Origin of the sequence: Nocardioides halotolerans DSM 19273 (assembly GCF_000422805.1) — a bacterium.
GTDB classification, from domain to species: domain Bacteria; phylum Actinomycetota; class Actinomycetes; order Propionibacteriales; family Nocardioidaceae; genus Nocardioides; species Nocardioides halotolerans.
This window is the reverse complement of record NZ_AUGT01000021.1, coordinates 51,889-77,819: the sequence shown is the minus strand read 5'-3', so window position 1 is coordinate 77,819 and position 25,931 is coordinate 51,889. Positions and strand designations below refer to the sequence as shown.

Annotated in this window: 23 protein-coding genes; 9 read left to right on the top strand and 14 right to left on the bottom strand. The window is 72.2% G+C overall.

Features of this window, described 5'->3' with window-relative positions; all coding sequences use genetic code 11:
* Positions 1-2,064 (top strand): tetratricopeptide repeat protein, encoded by a 2,064-nt coding sequence (locus G514_RS0105720; protein WP_028650969.1) that lies wholly within the window; start codon positions 1-3, stop codon positions 2,062-2,064.
* On the opposite strand, the gene G514_RS29010 is transcribed toward G514_RS0105720, so the two are convergent.
* The 7 genes from G514_RS29010 to G514_RS0105685 form a co-directional block, all read right to left on the bottom strand.
* A complete protein-coding gene (locus G514_RS29010; RefSeq protein WP_342662563.1) occupies positions 2,042-2,539 on the bottom strand; it encodes a DUF6611 family protein in 498 nt (165 codons plus the stop codon). The genes G514_RS0105720 and G514_RS29010 overlap by 23 nt on opposite strands.
* Before the next feature lie 143 nt (positions 2,540-2,682).
* Positions 2,683-2,868 carry a hypothetical protein gene (locus G514_RS0105710; protein ID WP_169576312.1) on the bottom strand — a complete coding sequence of 62 codons (186 nt, stop codon included), beginning with the start codon at positions 2,866-2,868 and terminating at the stop codon, positions 2,683-2,685.
* A 60-nt stretch (positions 2,869-2,928) separates the two neighbouring features.
* Complete coding sequence (locus G514_RS0105705; protein WP_028650967.1) at positions 2,929-5,040, bottom strand: acyltransferase family protein; 2,112 nt, start codon at positions 5,038-5,040, stop codon at positions 2,929-2,931.
* Entirely contained in the window at positions 5,037-7,157 is a 2,121-nt protein-coding gene (locus tag G514_RS25130) for an acyltransferase family protein (protein WP_051246902.1), read from the bottom strand. The genes G514_RS0105705 and G514_RS25130 overlap by 4 nt, the downstream gene beginning before the upstream one ends.
* Before the next feature lie 85 nt (positions 7,158-7,242).
* Positions 7,243-7,830: a sulfotransferase family 2 domain-containing protein gene (locus G514_RS0105695; RefSeq protein ID WP_028650966.1), complete on the bottom strand. Its 588-nt coding sequence runs from the start codon at positions 7,828-7,830 to the stop codon at positions 7,243-7,245.
* Positions 7,831-8,438: 608 nt separating this feature from the next.
* Positions 8,439-9,368 carry an LCP family protein gene (locus tag G514_RS25125; protein WP_245582111.1) on the bottom strand — a complete coding sequence of 310 codons (930 nt, stop codon included), beginning with the start codon at positions 9,366-9,368 and terminating at the stop codon, positions 8,439-8,441.
* On the bottom strand, positions 9,365-9,961 hold the full coding sequence (locus tag G514_RS0105685) for a hypothetical protein (RefSeq protein WP_028650965.1): 597 nt from the start codon (positions 9,959-9,961) through the stop codon (positions 9,365-9,367). Before G514_RS0105685 ends, G514_RS25125 begins: the two co-directional genes overlap by 4 nt.
* A 115-nt stretch (positions 9,962-10,076) precedes the next feature.
* Between G514_RS0105685 and G514_RS0105680 the strand changes: the two genes are divergently transcribed.
* The 4 genes from G514_RS0105680 to G514_RS29005 all read left to right on the top strand — a co-directional run bounded on the left by G514_RS0105680 (position 10,077) and on the right by G514_RS29005 (position 15,725).
* Complete coding sequence (locus G514_RS0105680; RefSeq protein WP_051246900.1) at positions 10,077-13,952, top strand: multifunctional oxoglutarate decarboxylase/oxoglutarate dehydrogenase thiamine pyrophosphate-binding subunit/dihydrolipoyllysine-residue succinyltransferase subunit; 3,876 nt, start codon at positions 10,077-10,079, stop codon at positions 13,950-13,952.
* Between the two features lie 193 nt (positions 13,953-14,145).
* A complete protein-coding gene (locus tag G514_RS30605) occupies positions 14,146-14,322 on the top strand; it encodes a DUF6104 family protein (RefSeq protein ID WP_169576310.1) in 177 nt (58 codons plus the stop codon).
* A 71-nt stretch (positions 14,323-14,393) separates the two neighbouring features.
* Positions 14,394-15,035, top strand: a complete 642-nt coding sequence (locus tag G514_RS0105670; protein WP_028650963.1) for a flavin reductase family protein — start codon at positions 14,394-14,396, stop codon at positions 15,033-15,035.
* Between the two features lie 42 nt (positions 15,036-15,077).
* Entirely contained in the window at positions 15,078-15,725 is a 648-nt protein-coding gene (locus G514_RS29005; protein ID WP_051246897.1) for an acetoacetate decarboxylase family protein, read from the top strand.
* Between the two features lie 6 nt (positions 15,726-15,731).
* Here the strand turns inward: G514_RS29005 and G514_RS0105660 are convergent, their stop codons facing one another.
* Together G514_RS0105660 and G514_RS0105655 are read right to left on the bottom strand one after the other, a co-directional pair.
* The gene (locus G514_RS0105660; protein WP_028650962.1) at positions 15,732-16,349 is read right to left on the bottom strand and encodes a hypothetical protein; all 618 of its coding nucleotides are present in this window, start codon (positions 16,347-16,349) and stop codon (positions 15,732-15,734) included.
* Positions 16,346-17,686 (bottom strand): MFS transporter, encoded by a 1,341-nt coding sequence (locus G514_RS0105655; RefSeq protein ID WP_028650961.1) that lies wholly within the window; start codon positions 17,684-17,686, stop codon positions 16,346-16,348. Before G514_RS0105655 ends, G514_RS0105660 begins: the two co-directional genes overlap by 4 nt.
* Before the next feature lie 70 nt (positions 17,687-17,756).
* On the opposite strand from G514_RS0105655, the gene G514_RS0105650 reads away from it, so the two are divergent.
* The gene (locus tag G514_RS0105650; RefSeq protein WP_028650960.1) at positions 17,757-18,170 is read left to right on the top strand and encodes an MmcQ/YjbR family DNA-binding protein; all 414 of its coding nucleotides are present in this window, start codon (positions 17,757-17,759) and stop codon (positions 18,168-18,170) included.
* Positions 18,171-18,179: 9 nt separating this feature from the next.
* Here G514_RS0105650 and G514_RS25115 read toward each other — a convergent pair whose 3' ends face one another.
* The 3 genes from G514_RS25115 to G514_RS0105635 all read right to left on the bottom strand — a co-directional run bounded on the left by G514_RS25115 (position 18,180) and on the right by G514_RS0105635 (position 20,786).
* Positions 18,180-18,446, bottom strand: a complete 267-nt coding sequence (locus G514_RS25115) for a hypothetical protein (protein WP_036563755.1) — start codon at positions 18,444-18,446, stop codon at positions 18,180-18,182.
* A 127-nt stretch (positions 18,447-18,573) separates the two neighbouring features.
* Positions 18,574-19,695: a fatty acid desaturase family protein gene (locus tag G514_RS25110; protein ID WP_036563754.1), complete on the bottom strand. Its 1,122-nt coding sequence runs from the start codon at positions 19,693-19,695 to the stop codon at positions 18,574-18,576.
* Between the two features lie 14 nt (positions 19,696-19,709).
* Positions 19,710-20,786: a ferredoxin reductase gene (locus G514_RS0105635; RefSeq protein WP_036563752.1), complete on the bottom strand. Its 1,077-nt coding sequence runs from the start codon at positions 20,784-20,786 to the stop codon at positions 19,710-19,712.
* Positions 20,787-20,926: 140 nt separating this feature from the next.
* Here G514_RS0105635 and G514_RS25105 point away from each other — a divergent pair, with 140 nt between their 5' ends.
* From G514_RS25105 to G514_RS0105620, 3 genes are all read left to right on the top strand, one after another.
* Positions 20,927-21,571: a TetR family transcriptional regulator gene (locus tag G514_RS25105; RefSeq protein ID WP_036563750.1), complete on the top strand. Its 645-nt coding sequence runs from the start codon at positions 20,927-20,929 to the stop codon at positions 21,569-21,571.
* Between the two features lie 150 nt (positions 21,572-21,721).
* The gene (locus G514_RS0105625; RefSeq protein ID WP_051246894.1) at positions 21,722-23,527 is read left to right on the top strand and encodes a TIGR03767 family metallophosphoesterase; all 1,806 of its coding nucleotides are present in this window, start codon (positions 21,722-21,724) and stop codon (positions 23,525-23,527) included.
* An 18-nt stretch (positions 23,528-23,545) separates the two neighbouring features.
* The gene (locus tag G514_RS0105620) at positions 23,546-24,151 is read left to right on the top strand and encodes a hypothetical protein (RefSeq protein ID WP_028650956.1); all 606 of its coding nucleotides are present in this window, start codon (positions 23,546-23,548) and stop codon (positions 24,149-24,151) included.
* On the opposite strand, the gene G514_RS0105615 is transcribed toward G514_RS0105620, so the two are convergent.
* Positions 24,123-24,803: an SDR family oxidoreductase gene (locus tag G514_RS0105615; RefSeq protein WP_028650955.1), complete on the bottom strand. Its 681-nt coding sequence runs from the start codon at positions 24,801-24,803 to the stop codon at positions 24,123-24,125. The two genes, G514_RS0105620 and G514_RS0105615, sit on opposite strands and share 29 nt — an antisense overlap.
* Positions 24,803-25,771 carry a zinc-binding dehydrogenase gene (locus G514_RS0105610; protein ID WP_028650954.1) on the bottom strand — a complete coding sequence of 323 codons (969 nt, stop codon included), beginning with the start codon at positions 25,769-25,771 and terminating at the stop codon, positions 24,803-24,805. Before G514_RS0105610 ends, G514_RS0105615 begins: the two co-directional genes overlap by 1 nt.
* Between the last annotated feature and the right edge of the window lie 160 nt (positions 25,772-25,931).

Sequence of the window (25,931 nt, the reverse complement as noted above, 5' to 3'; positions counted from 1 at the left end):
ATGCCCACGAGCAAGGACGTCGAAATCCCGGAGATCGAGCGCCTCGACACGCCGTTCAAGAAGCGGGTCGCGCTCTCGGCGGCGCTGCTGGTGCTGCTGGGCGGGATCCTCGCCTACGGCGCGAGCCTGGCCGGCGAGCACGAGCAGGAGCTGAGCGCCCAGGCGGACGCCGCGACCATCACCGCGTCGGCCGGCTTCGGCTCGGCGTACAGCGAGGTCGCGACGCTGATCGCCGGCGACGCCGAGGCGCGCTCCCTGAGCCAACGGGCGGAGCTCGCCCGCGTGCACGCGAGCCTGACCGGCTCGGACGCCTACGCCCACCGGGCCGAGGCCTACGCCGCGTCCGCACAGGCGCTCGCCGACCTCGCGGCCGCCGACGAGGCCGACTCCCACTACGCCGACGTCAACCGCGAGGTTACCAACCGGCTGCTGGAGCCCCGTGAGGACGCCCTGCGTGCGGACGCGCGGCGCGAGACGGCCGCGGACTGGGGCGCCAAGGCCGACCGCTACGTCCTCGGCATCACCCTGCTCGGAGTCGCCCTCGCGCTGCTCGGACTCGGCCTCACGCTCTCGTCGCGGACGCGCAAGCTCGTGGTCGTCCCCGCCGTGCTGATCGCGCTCTTCGCCGCCGTCCTGAGCGGTCTCGCGGCAGCCCAGCGCCCCACCACGACGCCAGACAGCGCCGTCCGGGCGGTGGCCGAGGGCGACCGGCTCATGTCGCTGGGCCGCTACGACGACGCGGTGGAGGCCTACACCCGGGCCATCGAGCTGCGCGGCGACTACGCGGCTGCCTACCGGGCGCGCGGCTCCGCCTACGACCTGGCGGGGAGCCCGCAGACGTCGAGCTACGTGCTCACGACCATCGACGCGGAGTTCCGGGCCAAGTCGATCGCCGACCTGGACAGGGCGCTCGAGCTCAACCCCGTCCCCGACTACCTCACCCTCGTCAACCAGGGCGCGAACGTCTTCCACGTCAAGAAGTACGCGCTGTCCGAGGAGCTAACGACCCGCGCCCTCGCGACCAACGACGAGCTGCCGCTGCCGTGGTCGAACCTCGCCATGGCGCAGGCCGCGCAGGGCAAGGAGCAGGAGGCCCGGGCGTCGTTCGAGGAGATGATCGAGCGGGTGCTGGAGCGACCGGACCCGATCGAGCAGTACGAGCTCTTCGCGGCCGTCCGCACGGCGCTGGAGATCCTGGCCACGCTCGAGCCCTCGCGCGCCGGGCTCGTCGAGACGTTCGAGGGCATGATGGTCGCGGCCGAGGCCGAGCTGCTGCGCCCGGGACCGGTGCCCGACGGCGATGACGCGACGATCTCCGGCCTCGAGCTCACCGCCACCGGGTTCGAGCTCGACTGGAGCTTCGACCGGGCCGGGTTCTCTCCCGACTCGCGCATCACCTGGGTGGGCTACTTCCGCCCGAGCGAGGACGACCCGTGGCAGCAGCCGTCCTACTTGCTCAACGTCGACCGCCTCGTCGACGCGGAGCCGGGCGCCTACACGATGAGCATGATCGACACGAGCTGCCCCGGCCCCGGCCACTACCGCCTCCAGGCCTGGCTCGACGACCGGCTGGTGGCCAGCGCCGAGACCACGGTCGCAGCCGAGGCCTCGCGGTACGTCGTGTCCTACGACCCCTCGAGCCGCATCACGGCCTGCCGGCCGAAGGACTGGGTGCTCAACGACGCGCTGCCGGGCGTCGTCGGCCTCGCCGCGCCCGAGGACGAGAAGACCGCGCTCGTGGTCCGCGCGGTGCCGGTGCCCGCGGAGCTAGCGGGATTGCCCGGCCCCAGGCTGGTCCGCACCGCGCTCGACACCGAGCAGGCGTGCGCCGGGTACGGCCCCCCGAGCGCCGAGCTGGAGTCCTCCATCGGCGGGATCGAGGGGGTGTCGCGACAGTTCTCTCCGAAGCCGGACGGCTCGGACGTGCTCTGCTGGGCTGGGCTCGGACAGGACGGGCTGCTGCGCATCTTCGTCGCGGCCTACGACGCCGACACGCCGAGCTCCCCCGCGGCCGTCGACGACCTGATCCTCCGGCTCTACTTCAACGACGCCCCGCCGGCCTGACCTTCTCGGTCTCGAGCCGGCGTGCCTCCTCGTGCACCTCGCCCCAGACCCGCTGGAAGTCGACGGGCGTGAGCTCGCCGGCGTCCAGGGCCCGCTCGGCCTCGGTGAGGCGGCGGGCCAGGTGCACGAGCCGGACGCAGCGCGCCAGCCCCTCGGCGGCGCCCGGGCCGTGGTGGTGCTCCGCGTGGACGACGCGCACGTCGCGGCGCGGCCGCCGCGACAGGTGTCGCAGCCAGGCCAGCGGCCCGGCGTACACAACGGCGGCGAGGACGGCGGCCGCCGGCGCCCCGGCCGGGCCGCAGGCGACGGCGGCCGTGACCGCGGCGACGATCGCGCCGCCGCTGGGCCACCACTGGCTGGTGCGGAGCAGCCGCCGCTCGGGTCCGTCGGTCCCGGGCGGGAACACGACGAGACGGTAGTGGCGGCCACCCGTCCGCGACGGGCCACCGCTCAAGGACCCCCAGCGGGCGCCCACGAGAGGAGGCTTCTGCACTCTTCCACGATGCGCCGGCCCGGGCGCGTGCGAGAGGCCCTGGGCGGTCAACGATCAGCGAGAAACGGACAGTGTCCGTCGCCACCGGTAGGCCACCGCGCCGGGCACACCGGGGCGGCGTTCGCTCACGTGACCGGCGTGGGCGGTGTGGCAGGGGTGGCCGGGGCGGCCGGCGCGGCGCTCGGGACCCGGCACGGCTGCGGTGCGCCGTCGCAGCATGGCTCGATGTAGAGGCAGGCGGGGCACCGGTTGTGGGCCTGCTCGGCGTACATCTGGGTCGAGCAGAAGGGGCACGGGAGGTCGAGGGCCACGTACGGCAGCATGGACCGTGGCCGCTCGGACCGGCCACGGGACACGCCGCAGGGCGCGGGTCAGGAGAGCCCGAGCGCCCTGGTGAGCTCGTCGGCGAGCGAGGCGGCGTAGACCGTGGTGAGGTGGCCGCGGTCGCGGTAGGGCAGCACGTCGCCGATGACGGTGGGGCAGGCGTCGTCCCAGCACAGCCACTTGGTGGGGTCGACGACCTCGGTGCCGGTCTCGTCGGCCGCCTCGACCGACAGGTTCGCGTCGACCACCGAGGCCGGGAGCGGGGTGAAGAGGCAGTCGCCGAGGTCGTTGCCCTTCTTGGTGAGGCACTCGTCGGGGAGGTTCTCCGATTTCGGTACGTCGCGCAGCAGCACCGTCCGCTGCGCCGTCGTCGAGAGCCGGGTGAAGAGGTCGACGTAGCCCTCGCGCGCGGCCGCGTCGATGCCGTCCTTCGGGATGCGGTTGCCGTCGTCGTCGTAGAGCACGGGGTTGGGACCGCTGGAGGTGACGACGACCAGGTCGGGGTCGAGCGCGGCGACCTGGTCGAGCGCCCAGGCGCGGAACGCGTCGCACTCGGGCCACAGCGGCGACCCGGGGACCAGCTCGCCGACCGAGACGAGCGTCGCCGAGCAGTTGGGCTTGACGAAGTAGTAGGTGCGGTAGCCGAGCTCGGCGCCGATCTGGTCGAACGCCGGGATCCACATCCGGGCGTGGCTGTTGCCGAAGACCACGATCGTGCGGTCGGCGCCGGGGTCGCCGCGGGGGCAGAGCTCGCGCGAGTCCTTCTCGTAGTTGCACTCCCCCACGTCCGGCTCGTCGTCGCGGACGGTGAGGACGTCGGGCTCGAGGTCGCTGGGGATCGCCATGTGGTGACGGGCGGCGATCACGGAGGCCTGGACGAGCGCGACCGTCTTGTCTTTGTCGAGCTTGAACTTCGAGGGGTCCTTGACGCCGAAGTTGGTCAGCGAGATCGGCGGGTTGTCACCGAGTGCTCCCGAGGCGTACTCGCTGTAGTAGTGCCCGCCGACCGCGCCCGCGGCGACGACCGCGACCGCGGCGGGGTAGAGCGCGAGCGCCCGCCGGGTCGGGAAGCGTCGCGGCGACCGGAACGGCTGCTCGACGAACCGGTAGGTCACCGCGGACAGCACGAACACGACCGCGACGCACAGCAGCGTCCGCCAGAAGCCGAGCCCGTGGCCGAGCTTGCGCTCGGCGATGATCAGCACCGGCCAGTGCCAGAGGTAGAGCGAGTAGGACCAGTCGCCGACGGTCCGCATCGGGAGCACGCCCAGCGCGCGCACCGGCAGCGGCTGCTCCGCCTGGCCGCCGGCTCCTGCCAGCAGCACCAGCGCCGACCCGACCACCGGCACGGCGGCGGCCCAGCCCGGGAACGCCGTCTGGTCGTCGTACGCCACGCACGCCAGCAGGATCAGCAGGAGGCCGGCCGAGCAGACCAGTCCGCGCACCGCGCGCGACCACCCCGCGGCGACGCGCGAGGCGACCAGCGCGACCAGCGCGCCGAGGCCGAGCTCGAAGGCGCGGGCGGGCGTCGAGAAGTAGGCCGCCAGCGGGTCGGACGCCGTCGACACCACCGACCAGACGAACGACGCCGCGGTCACGACGACCAGCACGCCGAGCACGAGTCGGGTGGGGAGCGCGCGACGCCGGGCCAGCAGGACGAGGACGAGCAGCAGGGCCGGCCAGACGAGGTAGAACTGCTCCTCCACCGACAGCGACCAGTAGTGCTGCAGGGGTGACGGCGGCTCCTCCGCGGCGAAGTAGTCGGTGCCGACCGCGGCGAAGTGGATGTTGGCGGCGAAGAACACCGCCCACAGGGCGTCCTTCACGACCTCGACCAGGTCGATGGCGCTGAGCCAGATCGCTGACGCCACGATCGTCGCGACCGTCACGAGGGTCGCGGCGGGCAGGATGCGCCGGGCGCGGCGGGCGTAGAAGCCGGCGATCGACACCCGCCCGGACCGCTCGACCTCGCGGTAGAGCAGCTGGGAGATGAGGAACCCGGAGATCACGAAGAAGACGTCGACCCCGACGAACCCGCCGGGCAGGAACGGCACCGACGCGTGGGAGGCGATGACGGTCAGGACCGCGATCGCCCGCAGCCCCTGGATGTCGTCCCGGTGCCGCAGCGTCGGCGCCGGTCGCGTGCTCGCCTCGCTCACTGCGCGGCGGCCGTGGCGTCGGTCGGACCGAGGTGGATCTGCCCCTCGAGCTCGTCGGTGAGGTAGCCGGCGTAGCTCTGGCTGATGTGGGTGCGGTCGCGGTGGGCGATGTAGTCACCCACCACGCTCGGGCACAGCCCGTCGACGCAGAACCACGCCGCGGTCTCGACGAACTCGACGCCCTTGTTGGCGGCGGCCTGGCGCAGCGCGTCGATGTAGGTCAGCGAGACCTTGTCCTCGGTCGAGAGGCAGCTCTTGAGCGTCGCACCGCGCTCGGAGAGACAGCGCCCGGGGTGCTCCACCACCGCGGGCGGGTCGCCGATGACCACGACCCGGCCGGCGTACGGCGAGAGGTAGTCGATCTCCCGCTCCATCCCCTCGCGGTAGAGCGTGGCCATCGTCGCCTCGTCGTCGACGAGCTCGCCGTTGTCGTCGGCGAAGCCGCGCCGATTGGCCTCCGACCCGAGGAACACCGCGTCGGGGCGCAGCTCCTCGACCTGCTGGCGCGCCCACTCCTGGAACGCCTCGCAGTCGGTGCTCGGCCCGCCGTGCACCATCCAGGGCGTCACGTCGGACGACGGGCAGCCCTCGCGGATCAGGAAGTAGGCGGTGTAGCCGTAGCGCTTCGCCAGCTCGTCGAGGGCCGGCACCCACTGCCGCGCGTGCGAGTCGCCGATCAGCACGATCGTCCGGTCGGCGTCGGTGTCACCGCGCGGGCACAGGGGACGGTCGTTGTTGATCTCGAAGTACTGGCACTTGCCGAGGTCGGGGATGTCGGTGCTGAGGTCGAGCAGCGACGGCTTGAGGTCGGCCGGGATGTCGAAGCCGTCCTGGGCCGCCTTGACCGAGGCCCTCACCAGTGCCACGACCTGGTCCTGCTGGGGCGCTCCGTCGCCGAACTCGTCGACCGTGATCGGCGGGCCGCCGTCGTTGAGCTCGCCCTCGACGACGTTGTTGGCGGCGGCGAGCATCGGCAGGGTCAGCACGACCACCGCGGGGTAGAGGAGCACCCCGCGCAGCCGGCGACCCTTGAAGAGCTGCGCACGCCGGACGGGGTTCTCGACGAAGTAGTAGCTCAGCGCGGACAGCGGGACGACCAGCGCGACGACCGCCAGCCGGCGGGCCAGGGATAAGTCGGTCACGACCTCGGCCGCGATGATCAGGGCGGGCCAGTGCCACAGGTAGAGCGAGTAGGACCAGTCGCCGACCGCGCGCATCGGCGGCAGCGACAGCAGCCGCTGCGGGCCCCAGGCTGCCGACCGCAGCCCGCCGGCCAGCAGCGCCGCGGCGCCGACGACCGGGAGCGCCGCGGCGTAGCCCGGGAAGACGGTGGTGCCGTCGAAGACGAGGGACGCGACCACGACCGCGGCCAGGCCGCCCCACGACAGCAGCGCCTGCACCGACGGCTTGAGCAGGATCAGCCGGGTGCTCAGGCAGGCGACCAGGGCGCCGATGCCGAGCTCCCAGGCCCGGGTGAAGGGCGAGAAGTACGCCGAGACCGGGTCGGTCGTGCTGTAGGACACCGAGTAGGCGAACGAGACGCCGATGATCACCACCAGAGGCGAGACGCCGAGGTCGCGTACCCGCGGGCCGAGGCTGCGCTGGCCGGCGCTGCGCCGGGCCCGCCACGCGGCGTACAGGCAGAGGAGGAGGACCAGCAGCGGCCAGACGACGTAGAACTGCTCCTCGACGGCCAGCGACCAGTAGTGCTGCAGCGGCGAGGGCGGGGTGTCGTTCTGGAAGTAGTCGGTACCGTCACGGGCCAGCTTGAAGTTGGCCGCGAAGAACGTCGCCCAGAGCGCGTCCCTGATCGCGCCGTTGGCCTCGACGGCGCTGAGGAAGTAGATGCCGAAGCCGACGGTCGCGGCGATGACCAGCGTGGCCGCCGGCAGGATCCGGCGCGCCCGGCGGGCGTAGAAGCCCAGCAGCGAGACCCGGCCGTTGCGCTCGGCCTCCGAGACCAGCAGGCCGGTGATCAGGAAGCCCGAGATCACGAAGAACACGTCGACCCCGACGAACCCGCCGTGGAACGGCCCGATCTTCGCGTGGTCCAGGATCACCAGCAGGACGGCCAGGGCTCGCAGCCCCTGGATGTCCTGTCGGAAGCCCGGACTCATGGCCGCCATCGTAGGTCGGGAGGGCCGCCCGGCCCGCTTCGCCACGACCGAGCGGCCGACCGCGATGAACGAGCGGTCGGCGGGCTCAGCTCGCCTGTCGGTAGATGGCCAGGTCGCGCGCGAAGTGCTCCTCGAGCCGGGCGCGCGTGGCGTCGTCCATCTCCCCCTCGCGAGCGGGCGAGACGTTGGTCGGCTCGAGCGCCGGCGGGGCGATCCCGAGCCGCTCGGACATCCACGCGGTCGCGGCGTCGAGGTGCTCGTAGCGGAACATCCGGTCCACGATCACCGTGCCCTCCGCGTCGGTGACGAAGTTCCCCGACGTCCCGAGCGGCACCTCTCCGCTGATCAGGCGGTCGGCGAACTCGGCGAAGGACAGGTCGCCGGTGTAGTTGGGCTGCCCCTCCGCCTCCGGGCGGGAGCGGTACTTCCACCACGACACGGCCCGGTCGAGCGGGTGCCGCACCAGGCACATCGTCTCGTAGGACTCGCGCGGGTGGCCGTAGCGCGCCAGCCACGGCGCCATCGTCGCCTCGAACGTCACCGCGCTCATGTGCTTCATGCCCGGCGGCTGCCGGAACAGGATCATCGCGTGCCGGGCGAAGTGCTTCTGCAGCACCGTGGACCCGGCCTTGGGCATCGACAGGAACACGAAGCCCCGGTCGGCGAAGCACATCACGGGGCCATCCTGCCTGCTGTGTCGGACGCTCCTGCGGCGGCCGCGCGCTCAACGGCGCGGCGAAGCGGGTGTCACGGGGCTGGGGGCCGACCACGGTCGGGTGCCTTCGTTGCGGAGGCTTCGAGGCGCAGGCGCAGCACGCCTTCGCACCTCAGCCACCGTGGGACCGCGGTCAGACGGTGGCTGAGGTGCGAGGAGCGCCAGCGACGAGCCTCGAAGCCACCGCAAGCGAGGCACCCGGCCGACCACCGCTGGTCGAGGAGGCCGCGCTAGCGACCGTCTCGAAGCCACCGCAAGTAAGGCCCCCGGCCGACCACCGCCGATCGAGCCTGTCGAGATCCCCGCAACGAGGGCACCCGAGCCAACCAGCCCCCAGCACAGGCTGCGGAGGCTTCGAGGCTCAGGCGCAGAACGCCTTTCGCACCTCAGCCACCGCGGGCCGCGCCACCCAATGGGAGCGAAGCAACCCGGTCTTTCCGAGCGAAGCGAGGCGCCCCGCGATCGGCCTCCGGGCCGTGGCGCCCGCGCCGCAGCGAGCGCCAGCGAGCCAGGCGCCGCGAAGCTGGCGCCACGGACTGGGGGCCGAGGCTCGCGGGGGTGTCCAGCTACGGGCAGGCCTCGAGCGTGGCGTCGTCGCGGGCCTCGTCGCCCATCTGCTGGGCCTGGTCGAGGTAGGGCAGCACCACGCTGGCGCCGCCGATGTTGCCGATGCCGCCCTGGAGCACGCAGGTGGTGATGAGCGACGGCTTCACGGCCGCGGCGGCGCGGGCGAGCCGGTAGAGCTCGGAGGGCGAGGCGTTGGTCGCCATGTTCTGGATGGCGGACAGCACGCCCTTCTCGATGAAGCCGTGGTTGCCGGCCTTCTGGCGGATCTTGGCCTGGATGCCGCGGAGCACGCGCTGCTGGTTGGCGGAGCGGTCGAAGTCGCCGCGCAGCAGGTCGTGGCGGATCCGCGCGAAGAACAGCGCGTCCCAGGGGCCGAGGTGGATCCGGCCGGCCTCGAAGGGCACCGGCTTGAGCGAGTCGTCGCCGAAGGAGATCGGGTTGTCGACCTCGATGCCGCCGATGGTGCCGATCATGGCGCGGAACTTCTCGAACCGGGTGATGAAGACGTAGTCGGGCTGGATGCCGATGAGGTTGCCGACGGCCTCGCCGAGCAGCTCGGGGCCGCCGTAGTAGAGAGCGGCGTTGATCTTGTTGTGGCCCACGCCGGGGATCTCGACGTAGGAGTCGCGGGGCACGCCGATGGCCGCCGCGGCGCCGGTCCTGGTGTTCATGCCGATCAGCTGCAGCGCGTCGCCGCGGGTGTGGGTCATGTCCTCGCCCGGCCGGGCGTCCGAGCCGACGGCCAGGATCCAGACCACGTCGGGGCTGACGTCGACCGTCGTCGCCCGCTTCAGCTTGATCAGCGCCAGGTCGGTCGGCTCGACGGAGGAGGACGGCGCGAGGGTGGCGCAGACCGCCAGCACCACGCCGAGGGCGGCGAGCCGGAAGGGGCGCCAGGCACGGACCCGTCGCCAGGACGTCCCGATCACAGCTCCACCGCCTGCTCCACGTCGTAGCCGAAGACCTTCCACTCGCCCTTGACCTTGGCGAGGTAGAGCGCGCCGTGGACGCGCAGGTGCTGCTCGAGGTCGCCGGCGGTGTCGAAGTCGAGCACGAAGTTGGCCGTCACCCCGCGGGCGTGCCCCTCGGGTGCGAAGACGTCGAGCCGGACTCGCCGGTTGGTGGCGGTCGCCGAGTCGATGCGGTCGGAGAGCCCGGCGTTGCTCAGCAGGTCGAGGTCGCGCTGGGCGTCCTCGGCCGCGCCCTCGGTGAAGCCGGCGAACGCCGCGGCGTAGTCGGACCGCGGGAAGTCGCCGAGGAAGGCCTGGTCGAACCACGGGTCGATCACGGCGGAGACGCCGTCCAGGACCTTGGTCTGGTGGGCGGCGTTCATGCCCTCGCCGTGCTCGATGGTGACCACCGTCGTCACGTCGGGGGCGTCCGTCCCGTGGCTGCCCGGCGCGGCGTCCGGGGTGTCTCCGAGGTCGTCGCCGGAGTCGCAGCCGGCCGCGCCCGCGAGCAGGAGGATCGCCGCCGCGGTGACCAGCGCAGAGCGCGCTCGAACCCACGTGACCGACGTCATGGGGACAGCCTCACACGGTGGGCGACCTCGACCCTGCATTTGCTGGCGTCGAGGACTAACGTTGTTGACAGAAGGACCCCTGGCCCCATCCCGAGACCCGCCGACCACCTGTCGTATGAAAGAGGCGAAGCACGCCGTGCCCGAAACGAGTCCCTCCTCCCCCTCGTCGAGCGCCGGCTCGGCCACCGTGCCCGAGGAGTTCGGTGCCAACGAGTGGCTCGTGGAGGAGATGTACGACCGGTTCCGGGCCGACCCGGCGAGCGTGGACCAGACGTGGGTCGACTACTTCAAGGCGCACGGCAACGGCGCTCCGGGCGGGGGTTCGGCCAGCGGCGGCTCGGCGAACGGGGGTACGGCGACCGGAAGCGGCACCAACGGCACCGCGACCGAGGCCACGCCTGCGCCGGCGAAGACCGAGCAGGTCGCGAAGCCGGAGAAGACCGAAACGAGGCAGCCCGAGCCGAAGAGCGCGCCGAAGAAGCCCGACCAGCCGACGGCGAGCGCCCCGGCACCTCATGTCGACCCGACCCCGACGCCCGCCCCGGTCGCCAAGCCGCGCCCGGAGTCGAAGGCCGCCGAGCCGGCGAAGGGGACCAGCAACCCCGTCCCGAAGGAGCAGCCCCCGAGCGCCCAGAGCGACGCCAGCGACGAGCCCACCTTCACGGTGCTGCGCGGCGCTCCGGCGCGGACGGTCGCCAACATGGACAGCTCGCTCACGGTCCCGACCGCCACCTCGGTGCGGTCGGTGCCGGTCAAGCTGCTGTGGGACAACCGGATCGTCATCAACAGCCACCTGGCCCGGGCGCGCGGCGGCAAGGTGTCGTTCACCCACCTGATCGGCTACGCGCTGGTCAAGGCGCTGAAGTCCTACCCGGAGATGAACGTCGGGTTCGACGTCGTCGACGGCAAGCCCAACCTCGTCCAGCCCGCGCACATCAACCTCGGGCTCGCGATCGACCTGCAGAAGCCGGACGGCTCGCGGCAGCTGGTCGTGCCGTCCATCAAGGCCGCCGAGCGGATGGACTTCGCGGCGTTCTGGACCGCCTACGAGGACGTCGTCCGCAAGGCTCGCGACAACAAGCTGACCGTCGAGGACTTCCAGGGCACCACGATCTCCCTGACCAACCCGGGCGGCATCGGCACCAGCCACTCCGTGCCGCGCCTGATGAAGGGCCAGGGCGCGATCATCGGCGTCGGCGCGATGGAGTACCCGCCCGAGTGGCAGGGCGCCTCGGAGGAGGCGATCGCCCGCAACGCGATCAGCAAGGTCATGACACTGACCTCCACCTACGACCACCGGGTGATCCAGGGCGCGCAGTCGGGCGAGTTCCTCAAGCGGATCCACCAGCTGCTGCTCGGCGGTGACGGCTTCTACGACGAGATCTTCCGCTCGCTCCGGGTGCCCTACGAGCCGATCCGCTGGGCGCAGGACATCACCACCAACCACGACGACGAGATCGGCAAGCAGGCCCGGATCGTCGAGCTGATCCACGCGTTCCGGGTGCGCGGCCACATGATGGCCGACACCGACCCGCTGGAGTACCGCCAGCGCAGCCACCCCGACCTCGAGGTGGAGTCGCACGGCCTCACCCTGTGGGACCTCGACCGCGAGTTCGCGACCGGCTCCTTCGGCGGCGAGGGCCGCCGGTTCATGAAGCTGCGCGACATCCTCAAGATCCTGCGCGACTCCTACTGCCGCACCACCGGCATCGAGTACATGCACATCATGGATCCCGAGCAGCGCCGCTGGATCCAGCAGCGGGTCGAGCAGCCGCACACCAAGCCGCCCCGCGAGGAGCAGCTGCGGATCCTCCTCAAGCTCAACCAGGCCGAGGCCTTCGAGACGTTCCTCCAGACCAAGTTCGTCGGCCAGAAGCGGTTCAGCCTCGAGGGCGGCGAGACCACCATCCCGGTCATCGACGAGATCTGCGAGGCGGCCGCCGAGGCCGGGCTCGACGAGGTCGCGATGGCGATGGCCCACCGCGGCCGGCTCAACGTCCTGGCCAACATCGTCGGCAAGAAGTACTCCCAGATCTTCCGCGAGTTCGAGGGCAACATCGACCCGCGGACGGTCCAGGGGTCGGGCGACGTGAAGTACCACCTCGGCGCCGAGGGCGAGTTCGAGGCCGGGTCCGGCGACACCATCAAGGTCTCGGTGGCGGCGAACCCCTCCCACCTCGAGGCGGTCGACCCGGTGCTCGAGGGCATCGCGCGGGCCAAGCAGGACGTGCTCGACCGCGGCGCCGAGTACCCCGTGCTGCCGCTGCTCGTGCACGGCGACGCGGCGTTCGCTGGCCAGGGCGTGGTCGCGGAGACGCTCAACCTCTCCCAGCTGCGCGGCTACCGCACCGGCGGCACCATCCACGTGGTCGTCAACAACCAGGTCGGCTTCACCACCTCGCCGGGCTCGTCGCGGTCCTCGCTCTACTGCACCGACGTCGCCCGCATGGTCCAGGCGCCGATCTTCCACGTGAACGGCGACGACCCCGAGGCCTGCATCCGGGTGGCGCGGCTCGCGTTCGAGTACCGCCAGGCGTTCAACAAGGACGTCGTCATCGACCTCGTGTGCTACCGCCGCCGCGGCCACAACGAGGGCGACGACCCGTCGTACACCCAGCCGCTGATGTACGACCTGATCGAGCAGAAGCGCTCGGTGCGCAAGCTCTACACCGAGTCGCTCATCGGTCGTGGCGACATCACGATCGAGGAGGCCGAGCAGGTCCTGCGCGACTACCAGCAGCAGCTGGAGCGGGTCTTCACCGAGGTGCGCGAGGCGACCAGCCAGCCGTCGGAGTGGACGACGGTCCCCGACTACCCCGACAAGCCGCACGGCGAGACGGCCACGGCCGTCGTGCCCGAGGTGCTCAAGCGGATCGCCGACGCCTACGTCACCCCGCCGGACGGCTTCACGGTGCACCCGAAGGTGATGCCGCAGCTCCAGCGGCGCGCGACCGCGATCACCGACGGCCCGATCGACTGGGGCACCGGGGAGATCCTCGCGTTCGGCGCGCTGCTGATGGACGGCCGCCCGGTCCGCCTGGCCGGCCAGGACTCGCGGCGCGGCACGTTCGTGTCGCGGTTCGCGACGATCATCGACCGCAACAACGCCGACGAGTGGACGCCGCTGTCCAATCTCACCGAGGACCAGGCGCGCTTCCACGTCTACGACTCGCTGCTCTCGGAGTACGCCGCGCTCGGCTTCGAGTACGGCTACTCGGTGGCCCGGCCCGAGGCGCTGGTGCTGTGGGAGGCGCAGTTCGGAGACTTCGTGAACGGCGCGCAGACGGTGATCGACGAGTTCATCACCTCCGGCGCGACGAAGTGGCGCCAGGAGTCGGGCGTCGTGCTGCTGCTGCCGCACGGCTACGAGGGGCAGGGCCCCGACCACTCCTCGGCACGGATCGAGCGCTGGATGACGATGTGCGCCGACGAGGCGTTCGTGGTGGCCCAGCCGTCGACTCCCGCGTCGTACTTCCACCTGCTGCGCCGGCACGCGCTCGGCCAGGAGCACCGGCCGCTGATCGTCTTCACGCCGAAGTCGATGCTCAAGCGCAAGGAGGCCGCCTCCCAGCCCGACGACTTCACCAGCGGGACGTTCCGGCCCTTCGTCGGCGACGCGACGGCGGACGCCCAGAAGGTCGACACCCTGCTGCTGTGCTCGGGCCGGGTCACCTGGGACCTCATGGTGGAGCGGTCCAAGCGCGAGGACGGCGAGCGGTTCGCCATCGGCCGGGTCGAGCAGCTCTACCCGCGGCCGGTCGACGACATCAAGCACGAGATCGCCCGCTACCCCCACCTCAAGGCCGTCCGGTGGGTGCAGGACGAGCCGCTGAACATGGGTCCGTGGCCCAACTACCAGCTCAACGTCTGGCCGCAGGTCGACGCCAGCGTCGAGCCGGTCACCCGGGCCGAGTCCTCCTCCCCCTCGGTGGGCACAGCGAAGCGCCACACCGAGGAGCAGAAGGACCTCATGGCCCGCGCGTTTGCCTGAGCGCCTGAGCGGAGCCGTCCGAGGGACGAGGACGGGTCCGACCTCAGGCGGGTCGAGCGAGCCCCCCGGCCGAGCTTGCGAGGCCGGGACGGGCGGGTCAGTGCTAGGCATCCGAGGACCGCAAGGAAGGCTGGGACCAACTCCGCACGTAGAGCCTGGGACCAACTCCGCAGGTAGAGGCAAGGACTGAACCATGTACTTCACCGACCGCGGCATCGAGGAGCTCGCAGCACGCCGGGGCGAGGAGGAGGTCTCGCTGGCCTGGCTGGCCGACCGGCTCAGCGAGTTCACCGACGTCCACCCCGAGTTCGAGACGGCCATCGAGCGGCTCGCCACCTGGCTGGCCAGGCTCGACGACCCCGACGACTGACGCCTGATCCGAGACGTCGCGGCGTCCGATTCCCGCCAGAAGTCGGCCGCCGGGGCGACCAGGGTGGGGACATGCACCGCGTCGTTCCCCTCAGGGTCCACTACTACGGCACCCCGGTCGTCCTGGTCTCCTCGACCAACCCGGACGGCACCACCAACCTCGCCCCGATGTCCTCCGCATGGTGGCTGGGCCAGAACGCGATGCTCGGCCTGGGCGCCACGTCGCGCACCACGCAGAACCTGCTGCGCACCCGCGAGGCCGTCCTCAACCTCGTCCCCGCCACCATGGTCGACCACGTCGACCGGCTGGCGCTGCTGACCGGGTCGCCGGAGCTCTCGCCCCACAAGCGCGAGACCGGCTACCGCTACGAGCCCCGCAAGTTCGAGGCCGCCGGGCTCACGCCCGAGCCCTCGGACCTCGTGGCGCCGCACCGGGTGGCCGAGTGCCCGATCCAGCTGGAGTGCCGGGTGTCGGGCGACTACGAGATCACCTCCGACTCGGTGCACGCGCACGCCATCCACGTCCAGGTGCTGCGCGCGCACGTCGCCGACGCCGTGCGCCTGCCCGGCACCGACCACGTCGACCCGCAGGCCTGGGACCCGCTGATCATGAAGTTCTGCGACTTCTTCGGCCAGGGACAGCCACTGGCGCCCTCGCGGCTGGCCGCCGGCTGGCAGATGCCGGGCCGGGTCGTGGAGTCCGCCAGCGCCTGAACGCCGGCTCCCGCACGTCGGGTCCTGTCCTACGCTGCCACCGTGAGCGCGCAGATCGAGTGGGTCGAGGCCGCCCACGCCGACGTGTCCTACCCCGCTGCACCGTGGGACATGGTCGGCTCGCTGTGGCTGACGCTGTTCCGGCTGCGGGAGCCGGTGGACGACCTCCGCCCGGCCGGTGTCTACGGCGCGGCGTTCGTGTCCTACGAGGAGGGCAGCCCGCTGACCTACAGCGAGCTGCTCGTCGCGCGGCCGATCGCGACCGACGCCCACGGGCGCCGGGTGACGATCACCGACATCTGGGTGGACTCCCCCGAGTCGGTGGCGGGCGGTCGTGAGCTCTGGGCGATCCCGAAGGGGCTGTGCGACTTCAGCCTCGAGAGCTCGCACGCCGGGCCGGTGTCGACGACCGAGTGGTCGGCCCGGCTCGGGCGCACACCGATCGCGACAGCCCGCTTCCGGGACGTCTCGCGCGCCGCGCCGCGACTGCCGTTCAAGGGCGGCACCTGGCAGCCCGGCATCGAGGACACCGGCGGCGAGGAGCGCACGGCCACCCTCCAGGGCTCGTCGAAGGCGCTGCCGGCCCGCGCGCACTGGGACCTCAACCCCGACGGCGCGCTCGGGTGGCTGGCCGGCGCGCGCCAGCTCGCGTCGTTCCGGCAGGCGTCGTTCCGGATGTCGTTCGGCTGACCGGGCTCAGCCCGGCACCAGCTCGCGCAGCCGGTCGACCAGCGAGGCCTTGACCGCCCGGGTCACCGCGGCGTTGACCTGCCGGTAGAGGTCGTCCTCGTCGTCGAGATCCTCGAGGATGGCGCGGAGGTCGAGGTCCTCGATCGTGCGCACGAGCACGTCGTCGGTCTTCAAGGCGGCGTCGATCACCGAGTCGGGCAGCGCACGGATCGCGAGCTCGAGGAAGCGGTTGAGGTCCGCGTTGTCGAGCGCCTCGTCGACGAGGTCGGAGGCCGGCGGCAGGGAGCCTTCCTCCTTCATCCGGCGTACGGCGTCGAGCAGCCCGTCGTGCAGCGCCTCGACCTGCTCGTCGGTGCGCGGCCCGGGCTGCGCGAGCTCGAGGGTGAGCGCCTCCCGGCTCACGTGCAGCCGGCAGGCCGCGGCGTCGATGCCGAGGAGCACGAGCCGCTCCGTGAGCGCGTCCATGCCCTCGGCCCGCGAGGTGACCGTGCGGGCCGCGCAGGGGTCGGCCGAGGCGAGCGGCTCGAAGGCGCCGCCGCCGTTCGCCACCTGCACGCCGAGCACGCCACCCACCATGACCAGTGCGGCCAGGGGCATCGCGACCAGGCGCGCCACGCCGGTCACGAGCGCCTCCTGCGAGGGACGACGACGGTGACGAGGGCGAGGAGTGCGAGCCCCGCGCCGATGAGGAACGAGTCGCGGAAGGCCCGGGTGGCCGCGCGCTCGAGCTGGGCGTCGAGGGCGCGCTCGAGCCGGGCCGCCGCCGGGCGTTCCTCCGGCGCCAGGTCGGCCGTCTCGAACGCGCGGTGCAGGTCGGGGACCCGCCCCTCCTCGTCGGAGAGCTCACGCCCGAGCGCCTGAGCGATCGCGATCTTGTCCTGCGGCTGGAGCGGCGCGTCGAGGACCAGCGAGGCGATCGCCTCCTGCGCGGGCACCTGGGCGTCCTGCAGGTCGGCGGTGAAGACCGGGGTCAGGATCGCCAGGCCGACGACGACGCCCACGTGACGGGCGCCAATGGTCCAGCCCGCGTGCCGCACCCGCGGCAGCCGCAGCTCCATGGCCTGCGAGGTCAGCCGGTCGACGGTCAGCCCGAGCCCGAGGCCGACGAGTGCCTGCGGAGCGATCGTCCACGCCAGGTGGGCCGAGGGAGGGATCGCCAGCCCGACGAGACCACCGGCGATCAGGAAGCAGCCCGCCGCGACCTCGACCTCCGGCGGAGGCCGCAGGAGCCGCGCGAGCGGCCGGGCGGCGAGCGCGGCCACCGGGACGACCGAGACCGTCAGCGCGGCCGTGCCCGGCGAGTGCCGCCAGCCCTCGACCAGCAGCAGGACGAGCAGGAACAGCGCCGCGGTGAGCGCTGCCGACAGCAGGGCGAGGGTCAGGTTGGGTCGCAGCGCCGGGCGGTGCCGGTCAGGTGTGGTCTCCGGTGTGGCGGGCACCGCCAGGGCAGCCGGCACGGCGAGCACGGCGAACGGCACCTGCACGACGAAGATGGCCTGCCACGAGAACGCCTGGGTGAGCACGCCGCCCGCGAAGGGCCCGACGGCGGTGCCGACCACGCCGGCGGTGACCCAGGTCGCGACGCCCCGGCGCTCGCCGTACTCCGCGACCAGCAGCTCCAGGCACCCGACGAGCGCGAGCGCGCCGCCCAGCGCCTGGACGCAGCGGGCGGCGATGAGCACGTCGATCGAGCCCGCCGCCGCGCACCAGGCCGAGGAGCCGGCGAACGCCGCGATCCCGAGGGCGCTGATGAGTCGCGGGCGCGCGCGGGTGGCGAGCACGGCGGTCGGCACGGCGCCGAGGCCGAGCACGAGGTTGAACGCGATCAGCACCCACGCGACCTCTCCCACGGTCGTGTGCAGATGCCGCAGGATGTCCGGCAGGGCGAGCGTCACCACCGCGGAGTCCGCGAGCACCAGGGCCACGGTCACCGCGAACAGTGGACCGGCGGCACGACGCACGCGGGCCATCCTCGCACCCGATCCCGCGCGGGCGTCGGCGAGTGTCGGCGCACGCTGCGAGACTCGGCGGGTGCCGAAGCCGCCCCGGATCGAGCCGTCCGGCGACGTGGTCGCCCGGCTCGCCGCGACCGCGCTCGCGCTGCCCGAGGCGCACGAGGAGGACGCCTGGACCGGCGTGCGCTGGCGGATCCGCACCCGCACCTTCGCGCACGTACTGGTCGCGCAGGAGGGCTACACCTCGGCCTACCGCGACGCCACCGGCGTCGACGAGCCCACGACGGTGCTGACCTTCCGCTCCTCGGGCGACGAGCTGCTGGCGTTGGTCCACGCCGGCCCGCCGTTCTACAAGCCGCCGTGGTCGCCGACGGTCGTCGGCATGGTGCTCGACGAGCAGACGGACTGGTCCGAGGTCGCCGAGCTGGTCACGGAGAGCTACCGCTTCTGCGCACCTCAGAGGCTGGTGCGGTTGCTCGACGCGCTGTGAGTGCCGGGCTCAGTCGTCGAGCTGCTCCTCGACCGCCGGGATCGGCACGTCCGCACCGTCCTCCGAGGCCCTCCGGGAGGCCTCGCGGATCTCGAAGACCTCGGTCGCGAGCCCGCCCAGCGCGGTCGCGACGTCGCGGACGGCGTTCGTCACGATCGTCGCCACCTCGCCCACCGTGCTCGCCGCCGCCTCGACCGTCGACTGGATCGCGTCCTTGCCGATCTCGGCGCCGGTGAGCTTCTCGCCGTTGCCGTGGTCGTCGGGCGCAGTGCTCATGCGGACAGTCTGACCCGGTTCGCCGCACGAGCCAACGCGGCCTGGGTCACAACCCGCGTCTCCGCCGCGATGGCGACACAGCCCTCGCCCCACCCCCGTGCCGGGGCGAGGGCTGCGGGTCGCGGCGTCAGGCCGCGACCGGCTCCGCGACCGGGGCCGGCCCGGTCGAGCCGGCGGCGCGGTTCGGGAGCGCCATCCGGCAGATCTTGGAGGCGACGCTGAACAGCTGCTTGGACAGCCGCCCGGTGTTGTACTGCAGGCCGTAGCGCTCGCAGATCTCCCGCACCTCGACCGCCAGCTCCGGGTAGCGGCGCGCGGGCAGGTCGGGGAACAGGTGGTGCTCGATCTGGTGCGACAGGTTCCCCGACATCAGGTGGAACAGCTTCCCGCCGGTGATGTTGGCCGAGCCGAGCAGCTGGCGGTAGTACCAGTGGCCGCGGTTCTCGTCCTCGCACTCCTCCTGGGAGAACGTCGAGACGCCGGCCGGGAAGTGACCGCAGAAGATGATGTTGAAGGCCCAGATGTTGCGGACCAGGTTGGCCGTCGCGTTGCCGGCCAGCGTGAGCGGGAACAGCGGGCCGGTCAGCGCCGGGAACAGCAGGTAGTCCTTCAGCGCCTGGTTGCGGATCTTGCGGATCAGGCCGGGGTAGAGCGGCTTGTTGTCCTCGAGCTTGCGGCGACCCGCGACGATGTTCTCCACCTCGAGGTCGTGCAGCGCGACGCCCCACTCGAAGAACAGCATCAGCAGGAGCGCGTAGACCGGGTTGCCGAGGTAGTACGGCTTCCACGGCTGGTCCTCGTCCATCCGCAGGATGCCGTAGCCGATGTCGCGGTCCTTGCCGAGGATGTTGGTGTAGGTGTGGTGGATGTAGTTGTGGCTGTACTTCCACTGCTCGCCCGGGCACACGGTGTCCCAGTCGTACATCCGGGAGTTGAGCCCGGGGTCGCCCATCCAGTCGTACTGGCCGTGCATGACGTTGTGCCCGATCTCCATGTTGTCGAGGATCTTGGAGATCGAGAGCGACGCGACGGCGAGCGGCCACAGCGGCGGGAGGTAGAACAGCGCCCGGCCGGCGACCTCGAACTGCTGGCGGCGCTTGACGACGTCGCGGATGTAGGCCGCGTCCTCCTCGCCGAGGTCGGCGAGCACGCGCTGCCGGATGGCGTCGAGCTCCTCGCCGAACGCCTCGAGCTGCTCGTCGGTGAGGGTGGTGTTGTTGGTCTTCATCGTGCTCGTCTTCGTGCTCATGTGCAGAGCTCCTCTCAGAGGTCGACGACGCAGTCGCCGACGGGGGCGGAGACACAGACGCGGATCTCTTCCTCCTGGTCGGAGGACTCCTCGCCGGTGAGGACGTTGCGGACGGTGCCGGCCTTCTTGAGCGAGGTGCAGGAGAAGCAGATGCCCATCCGGCAGCCGTACTCGGGGGTGAGGCCGAGGGCCTCGGCCTGCTCGAGCAGCGGGGCGCCGGTGTTGGGCGCCTCGAGGCCGGACCTGGCGAAGGCGACGTCGCCCTCGGCCGAGGTGCCGGAGGTGCGCGGCGGCTGGAAGTACTCCACGCGCAGCGACTCCGCGTCGCCGTACGCCCCGCGGACCGCCTCGATCAGCGGCGCCGGACCACAGGCCCAGGTGGGCACGTCGCGGTAGCCGGGCACGAGCCGCTCGAGGAACGCCGGTGACAGGTTCGGGTCGCCGAGCTCGGGGTGCAGGAGGTGGAGGTCGATGCCGTGGCCGGACCGGCGGATCTCGTCGAGCTCCGCGGCGAAGATCTGGTGCTCGGGGCTCCGGGCGTAGTGCACGAACGTCACCCGGCCGCGGTGGGTACGCCGCTGCAGCGAGCGCAGCATCGACATCACCGGGGTGATCCCCGAGCCGCCCGAGATGAGAAGCACGTGCTCGGGCACCTGGTCGGGCAGCACGAACTCGCCCTGCGCCTGGGACAGGTGGACCATCGTGCCGGGGGTGGCCCGCTCGACGAGGTAGGACGAGACGACGCCGTCGGGGTTGGCGCGCAGCGTGACCGTGAACCGGTCGCCGTGGCGCGAGTCGGGGCTGGAGATCGTGAAGACCCGCGTCGCGCGGCGTGCGCCGTCCACCTCGACGCCGAGCTGGACGTGCTGGCCGGCGCGGTGGCCCCGCCAGGTCGAGGTGGGCTGGAGAGTGATCGTGGCGACCGGGGGGTGGCCGGGGACGTCGACCTCTCGGTGCACGTCGACGATGCGGGCCCGGACCTCGTGGGCGGCCCACATCGGGTTGACCTGCTCGAGGTAGCGGTCGACGCCCTGCGGCGAGGCGAGCGCGGCGACCGCTCGCGAGCGGAGGATCGTGGCGGTGAGACCCATCGGTGCCTCCTTCCGGGGAAGTGTCATGGGACAAACGTCGGTGAACATCCGTACACTCAAACACTGACGGCACGCCGGTGTTGCGGTCAAGAAGTCCCGCGCGTGAGGGTGGACACACGTACACCGACTAGGATGGACGCATGGTCGAGTCCGTGGCGCAGCCGCGACCGGAGTCGAGGGGCGAGCGCAAGGAGCGCACCCGCCGGGCGATCCTCGATGCCGCGCTCCACCTGTGCGAGAACTCCTCGCTGGTCGCGCTGTCGCTGCGGCAGGTGGCCAAGGAGGTCGGCATCGTGCCGACGGCGTTCTACCGGCACTTCGAGTCGATCGAGGCGCTCGGCCTCGCCCTCGTCGACGAGTCCTTCGTCTCCCTGCGCGCGATGCTGCGCGACATCCGGCGAGGTGACCCCTCCTACGCGGACATCGTCGACCGGTCCGTCGAGACCCTCGTCGAGCACGTGCACCGGCAGCGCTCGCACTTCCTCTTCATCGCTCGCGAGCGCGCCGCGGGGCCGCTGTCGGTGCGGGAGGCGATCCGGCGCGAGATCGAGCTCTGCGAGCACGAGCTCGCGACCGACCTCGCCCGCCTGACCGGCACCGGCTCCTGGTCGGCCGAGGACCTGCGCGTCCTGTCCAACCTGATCGTGACGGCGATGGTCGCGACCGCCGAGCAGATCATGGCTGCGCCGGACCGTCCCGGAGCCGAGAAGCAGATCGTCGAGAACGCCCGCACCCAGCTCCGGATGGTCCTGGTCGGCGCCCTCAACTGGCACTCGCGCACCTGACGCCCGGAGTCAGGGACACGTTCCTGCGACAAGTGCCGCGGGTCTCTTCCCAGCGCCCGGCCCCTCGTGAGTTACTGGCGCCCACATGCTCCGCCGGGGAGGACCTCCGAGGTGCGGCGGGGCGCCGCAGCGGAGCGTGAGGGAGACGAGATGGCCTACGAGCCGGAGGAGCAGCCCGACGAGCTGGAGGGCGGCGTCTCACGTCGGGCGATGCTCGGTGCTGGCCTCGCGGGTGGCCTGGCGGTCGGGGCCGGCGGTCTCGACCCCGCGCTGGCCGCGAAGGGCAAGGGCGCGCGCGGCACCACGGTGGAGCGGACGCTGCTCAAGGGCGCCAAGGGCAAGAACGGCTACCGCAAGATCGTCGTGGGTCCCGGTGAGCCCCACGTCGTCCGCCACGACCTGATGAAGCGCACCCGGCGCCCGGGCCCGGCCCGCCGCCGGGGCCTGATCGCGATGGGCCAGCTCACCGACATGCACCTCCTCGACGCCCAGTCGCCGGCCCGGGTGGAGTTCCTCGACCGGCTCGACGACCCGGGCTCGCCGTACGCCGTGGCGCTCCCCTTCCAGGGCGCCTACCGGGCCCAGGACATGCTCACGACCCACGTCGCGGAGGCGACCGTCCGCGCGCTGCGCCGGGTCGGCCGCGGCCCCGTGACCGGCCTGCCGTTCGCGTTCACGGTCACGACGGGCGACAACGTCGACAACACCCAGTACAACGAGCTCCGGTGGCAGATCGACCTGCTCGACGGCAAGCGCATCCGTCCGGACTCCGGCGACCTGACCAAGTACGAAGGCGTCGCCGACCAGACGGTCTACGACGTGAACTACTGGCACCCCGACGGTCCGCCCCCGGGGCAGCCGGCGGACCTGCGGATGAGCCGCTACGGGTTCCCGCGCGTCCCGGGCCTGCTCGACGCCTGCCGCCGGCCGTTCGGCACCCGCGGGCTCGGCATGCCGTGGGTCTCGGTCTTCGGCAACCACGACGGGCTGGTCCAGGGCAACGTCCCGGGCAACCCCGTCATCAACCAGATCGCGACCGGGTCGACCAAGATCATCGACCTGCCGCCGGGCGTGAACGTCGGCGAGCTCGCGGGTCAGCTCGTCACCAACGACCCGCAGGGGCTCGCGACGCTGTTCGGCGGGCCATCGCGCCAGGTCACCGCCGACCCCAACCGGCGGCCGCTCAGCCGCGCGGAGACCATCGCGGAGTACTTCAAGTCCAGCGGTCGGCCACACGGCCACGGCTACACCGCCTGGAACCTCGCCACCAGCAACGCCTACTACGCGTTCGGCAAGGGCAGGATCCGGGGCATCTCGCTCGACACGGTCAACCCCCACGGCGGCGCCGAGGGCTCGATCGACGAGGCGCAGTTCGCGTGGCTGGCCGAGCAGCTCAAGAAGGGCAGCCGGCACTACCTCGACGAGCGGGGGCACGCCGTGCGCGGGGGCAAGCACGACCGGCTGTTCGTGATCTTCTCCCACCACACGGTCGGCACGATGACCAACGCCGACGGCCCGGGGCGGGTGCTCGGCCCCGCGGTGCGCGACCTGCTGCTGAGGTTCCCCAACGTCGTGCTCTGGGTCAACGGCCACACCCACCGCAACACCGTCACGCCCCACGCGCGCAGGAAGAGCTCGAAGGTGCCCGGCGGGTTCTGGGAGGTCAACACCGCCGCCCACGTCGACTGGCCGCAGCAGGCCCGCACCGTCGAGATCGTCGACAACCGCAACGGCACGCTGTCGATCTTCGGCACTATCGTCGACCACGCCGGGCCGACGTCCTACGGCAAGCACCCGAAGTCGCCTCTCGAGCTCGCCTCGCTCTCCCGCGAGCTCGGCGCGAACGACTGGCAGGAGCGGGACAAGGGCGACCCCGGGCAGGACGGCCGACGCGGTCGCGTCGAGGACCGCAACGTCGAGCTGCTCGTGCCGGCGCCGTTCTCGCTGAGCCGGTAGGCCGGGCCGAGGAGCAGCATGAGGTTCACGTCGGCTCTCGCGCTGCTCCTCGCGGCGGGCACCGTCGGCGCGCCGGCACCGGTCGCCGCCCAGGCGTCCCCCTCCGCGGTGGTGCTGCGCGACGGCCCCGGCGGCGTGTGGGCCTTCTCCGACTCGGGCTCGGGCTACCAACCGGCCGTGCAGCCGGAGGCCGACGTGCTGCGGGCGCGGGTCACGCACGGCCGCTACGCCGTCAGCGTGCGGCTGACCTTCGACGACCTGCGACGGACGCACACGCAGTGGTACTACTGCGACCTCCACACAGCGGGGGCCACCGCACGTTTCATCCTGGAGGCGCTCGACGGCCGCTGGCGCGGCGCGCTCTTCCAGGACGTCGAGGGCGAGTGGGTGCGGGTGCCCGGGACGAGCCATCGCATCGACTACGCCTCCGACGTCGTCACCATGCGGTTCGCGCGGCGCCTCGTCGGCGAGAGCCCGTGGGTCCGCGTGCGGCTGCGCAACGAGCTCGGCCTGGGCGACGGCGTCTTCGTCACCGACAACCCCACGACCGACGAGCCGGTCGCGGCCTACACGCCGCGCATCCCGGTGGCCGCCGTCACCGCGGGCGGATCGTCAGGTCGGTGAGCGTCGCGTCGTCCGGCAGGTCGAGCGCGTGCAGGATCGCGTCGACCACCGTGGCCGGGTCGATCCACGCCGACGCGTCGTAGTCCTTGCCCTCCTGCTGGTGCACCTTCTGCTGCATCGCGGTGGCCGTGCGGCCCGGGTAGACGGTCGTGACCCGCACGCCGTGCTCCTGCTCCTCCGCGCGCAGCGAGTCGGCGAGCGCCCGCAGCCCGAACTTCGAGGCGGCGTACGCCGACCAGCCCGGGTGCGCGACCAGCCCGGCGCCGGAGTTGACGAACACGACCGTGCCCCGCGCGGCGCGGATCGCCGGCAGGCAGAGGCGGGTGAGGACGGCGGGCGCGACCAGGTTGACCGCCAGCTGCGACTGCCACGCATCGGTGGTGAGGTCGGCCACCGGGCCGAGGTCGACGACGCCTGCGGCGTGCACCACCGAGTCGAGAGCGTCGGGCAGCTGGCCGGCGACCGCCTCGACGGCGGCCGGGTCGGCGAGGTCGGCGACGAGCACGGTGGCGTCGGGCAGGTCCGCGCGCAGGTCATGGGCGCGCTCGGTCGAGCGGGCCAGCAGGACGAGCGCCTCGCCGCGCTCGAGCAGGCGCTCGGCGAGCACCGCGCCGATGCCCGAGCCGGCTCCCGTCACGAGGTGGGTGGCCATCAGAGCGTGAACACGATCTTGCCGAAGACGTCGCCCTCGGCCATCAGGGCGAAGCCGTCCCTGGCCTCCGCCATGGGCAGCTCGCGGTCGACGAGCGGGCGCACGCCCGTGGAGTCGAGCATCGTGACGAGCGCGGCCAGCTCGTCGCGGGTGCCCATGGTCGAGCCGATGACGGAGAGCTGGAGGAAGAACACCCGGGTGAGCTCGGCGTCGTCCAGGTCGGGACCGGAGGTGGTGCCCGAGGTGATGATCCGGCCGCCGGGGCGCAGCGAGCGCACCGAGTGCGACCACGTCGCCCTGCCGACCGTCTCGATGACGGCGTCGGCCTTCTCCGGCAGCCGCGCGCCGGACTCGAAAGCCTCGTGCGCGCCGATCTCGAGGGCCCTGGCCCGCTTGGCCTCGTCACGGCTGGTCACCAGCACCCGGAGGCCGGCCGCGCGGGCGAGGACGATCGCGGCGGTCGCGACCCCTCCCCCGGCGCCCTGCACCAGCACCGTCTCACCCGGCCGGAGCGCGCCGCGGGAGAAGAGCATGCGGTACGCCGTGAGCCAGGCGGTCGGCAGGCAGGCGGCCTCGGCGAAGGACAGCGACGCCGGCTTCGGCACGACGTTGCGCCGGGGCACGGCCACGCGCTCGGCCATCGAGCCCTGGTGCCGCTCGGAGAGCAGCGACCGCTTCGGGTCGAACGTCTCGTCGCCCTCCCAGCCCGGGCTGCTGATCACCCCGTGCACCACGACCTCGTTGCCGTCCTCGTCGATGCCGGCGGCGTCGGTGCCGAGGATCATCGGCAGCTGCTCCTGCTTCAGCCCGACCCCGCGCAGCGAGAACAGGTCGTGGTGGTTCAGCGAGGCCGCCTTGACGGTGATCGTCGTCCAGCCGTCGGGCACCTCGGGCTCGGGGCGCTCCCCGAGCACGAGCCCGGAGAGCGGGTCGTCGGAGCTGAAGGACTCGGCGTAGACGGCGAACACGTGGACCACGCTAGCGAGGGTCTGGAGACGCCCATCGCGCGCACCATGGCGTGGAGACCGAGCCGAGCAAGCGGGAGCGACCCAGTACCCGCGGATCGGGGGGCCGACGCTCGTGGGGGTTGTAGGTAACGCGATGGGGGCGGTGGGAGCGAAGCGACCC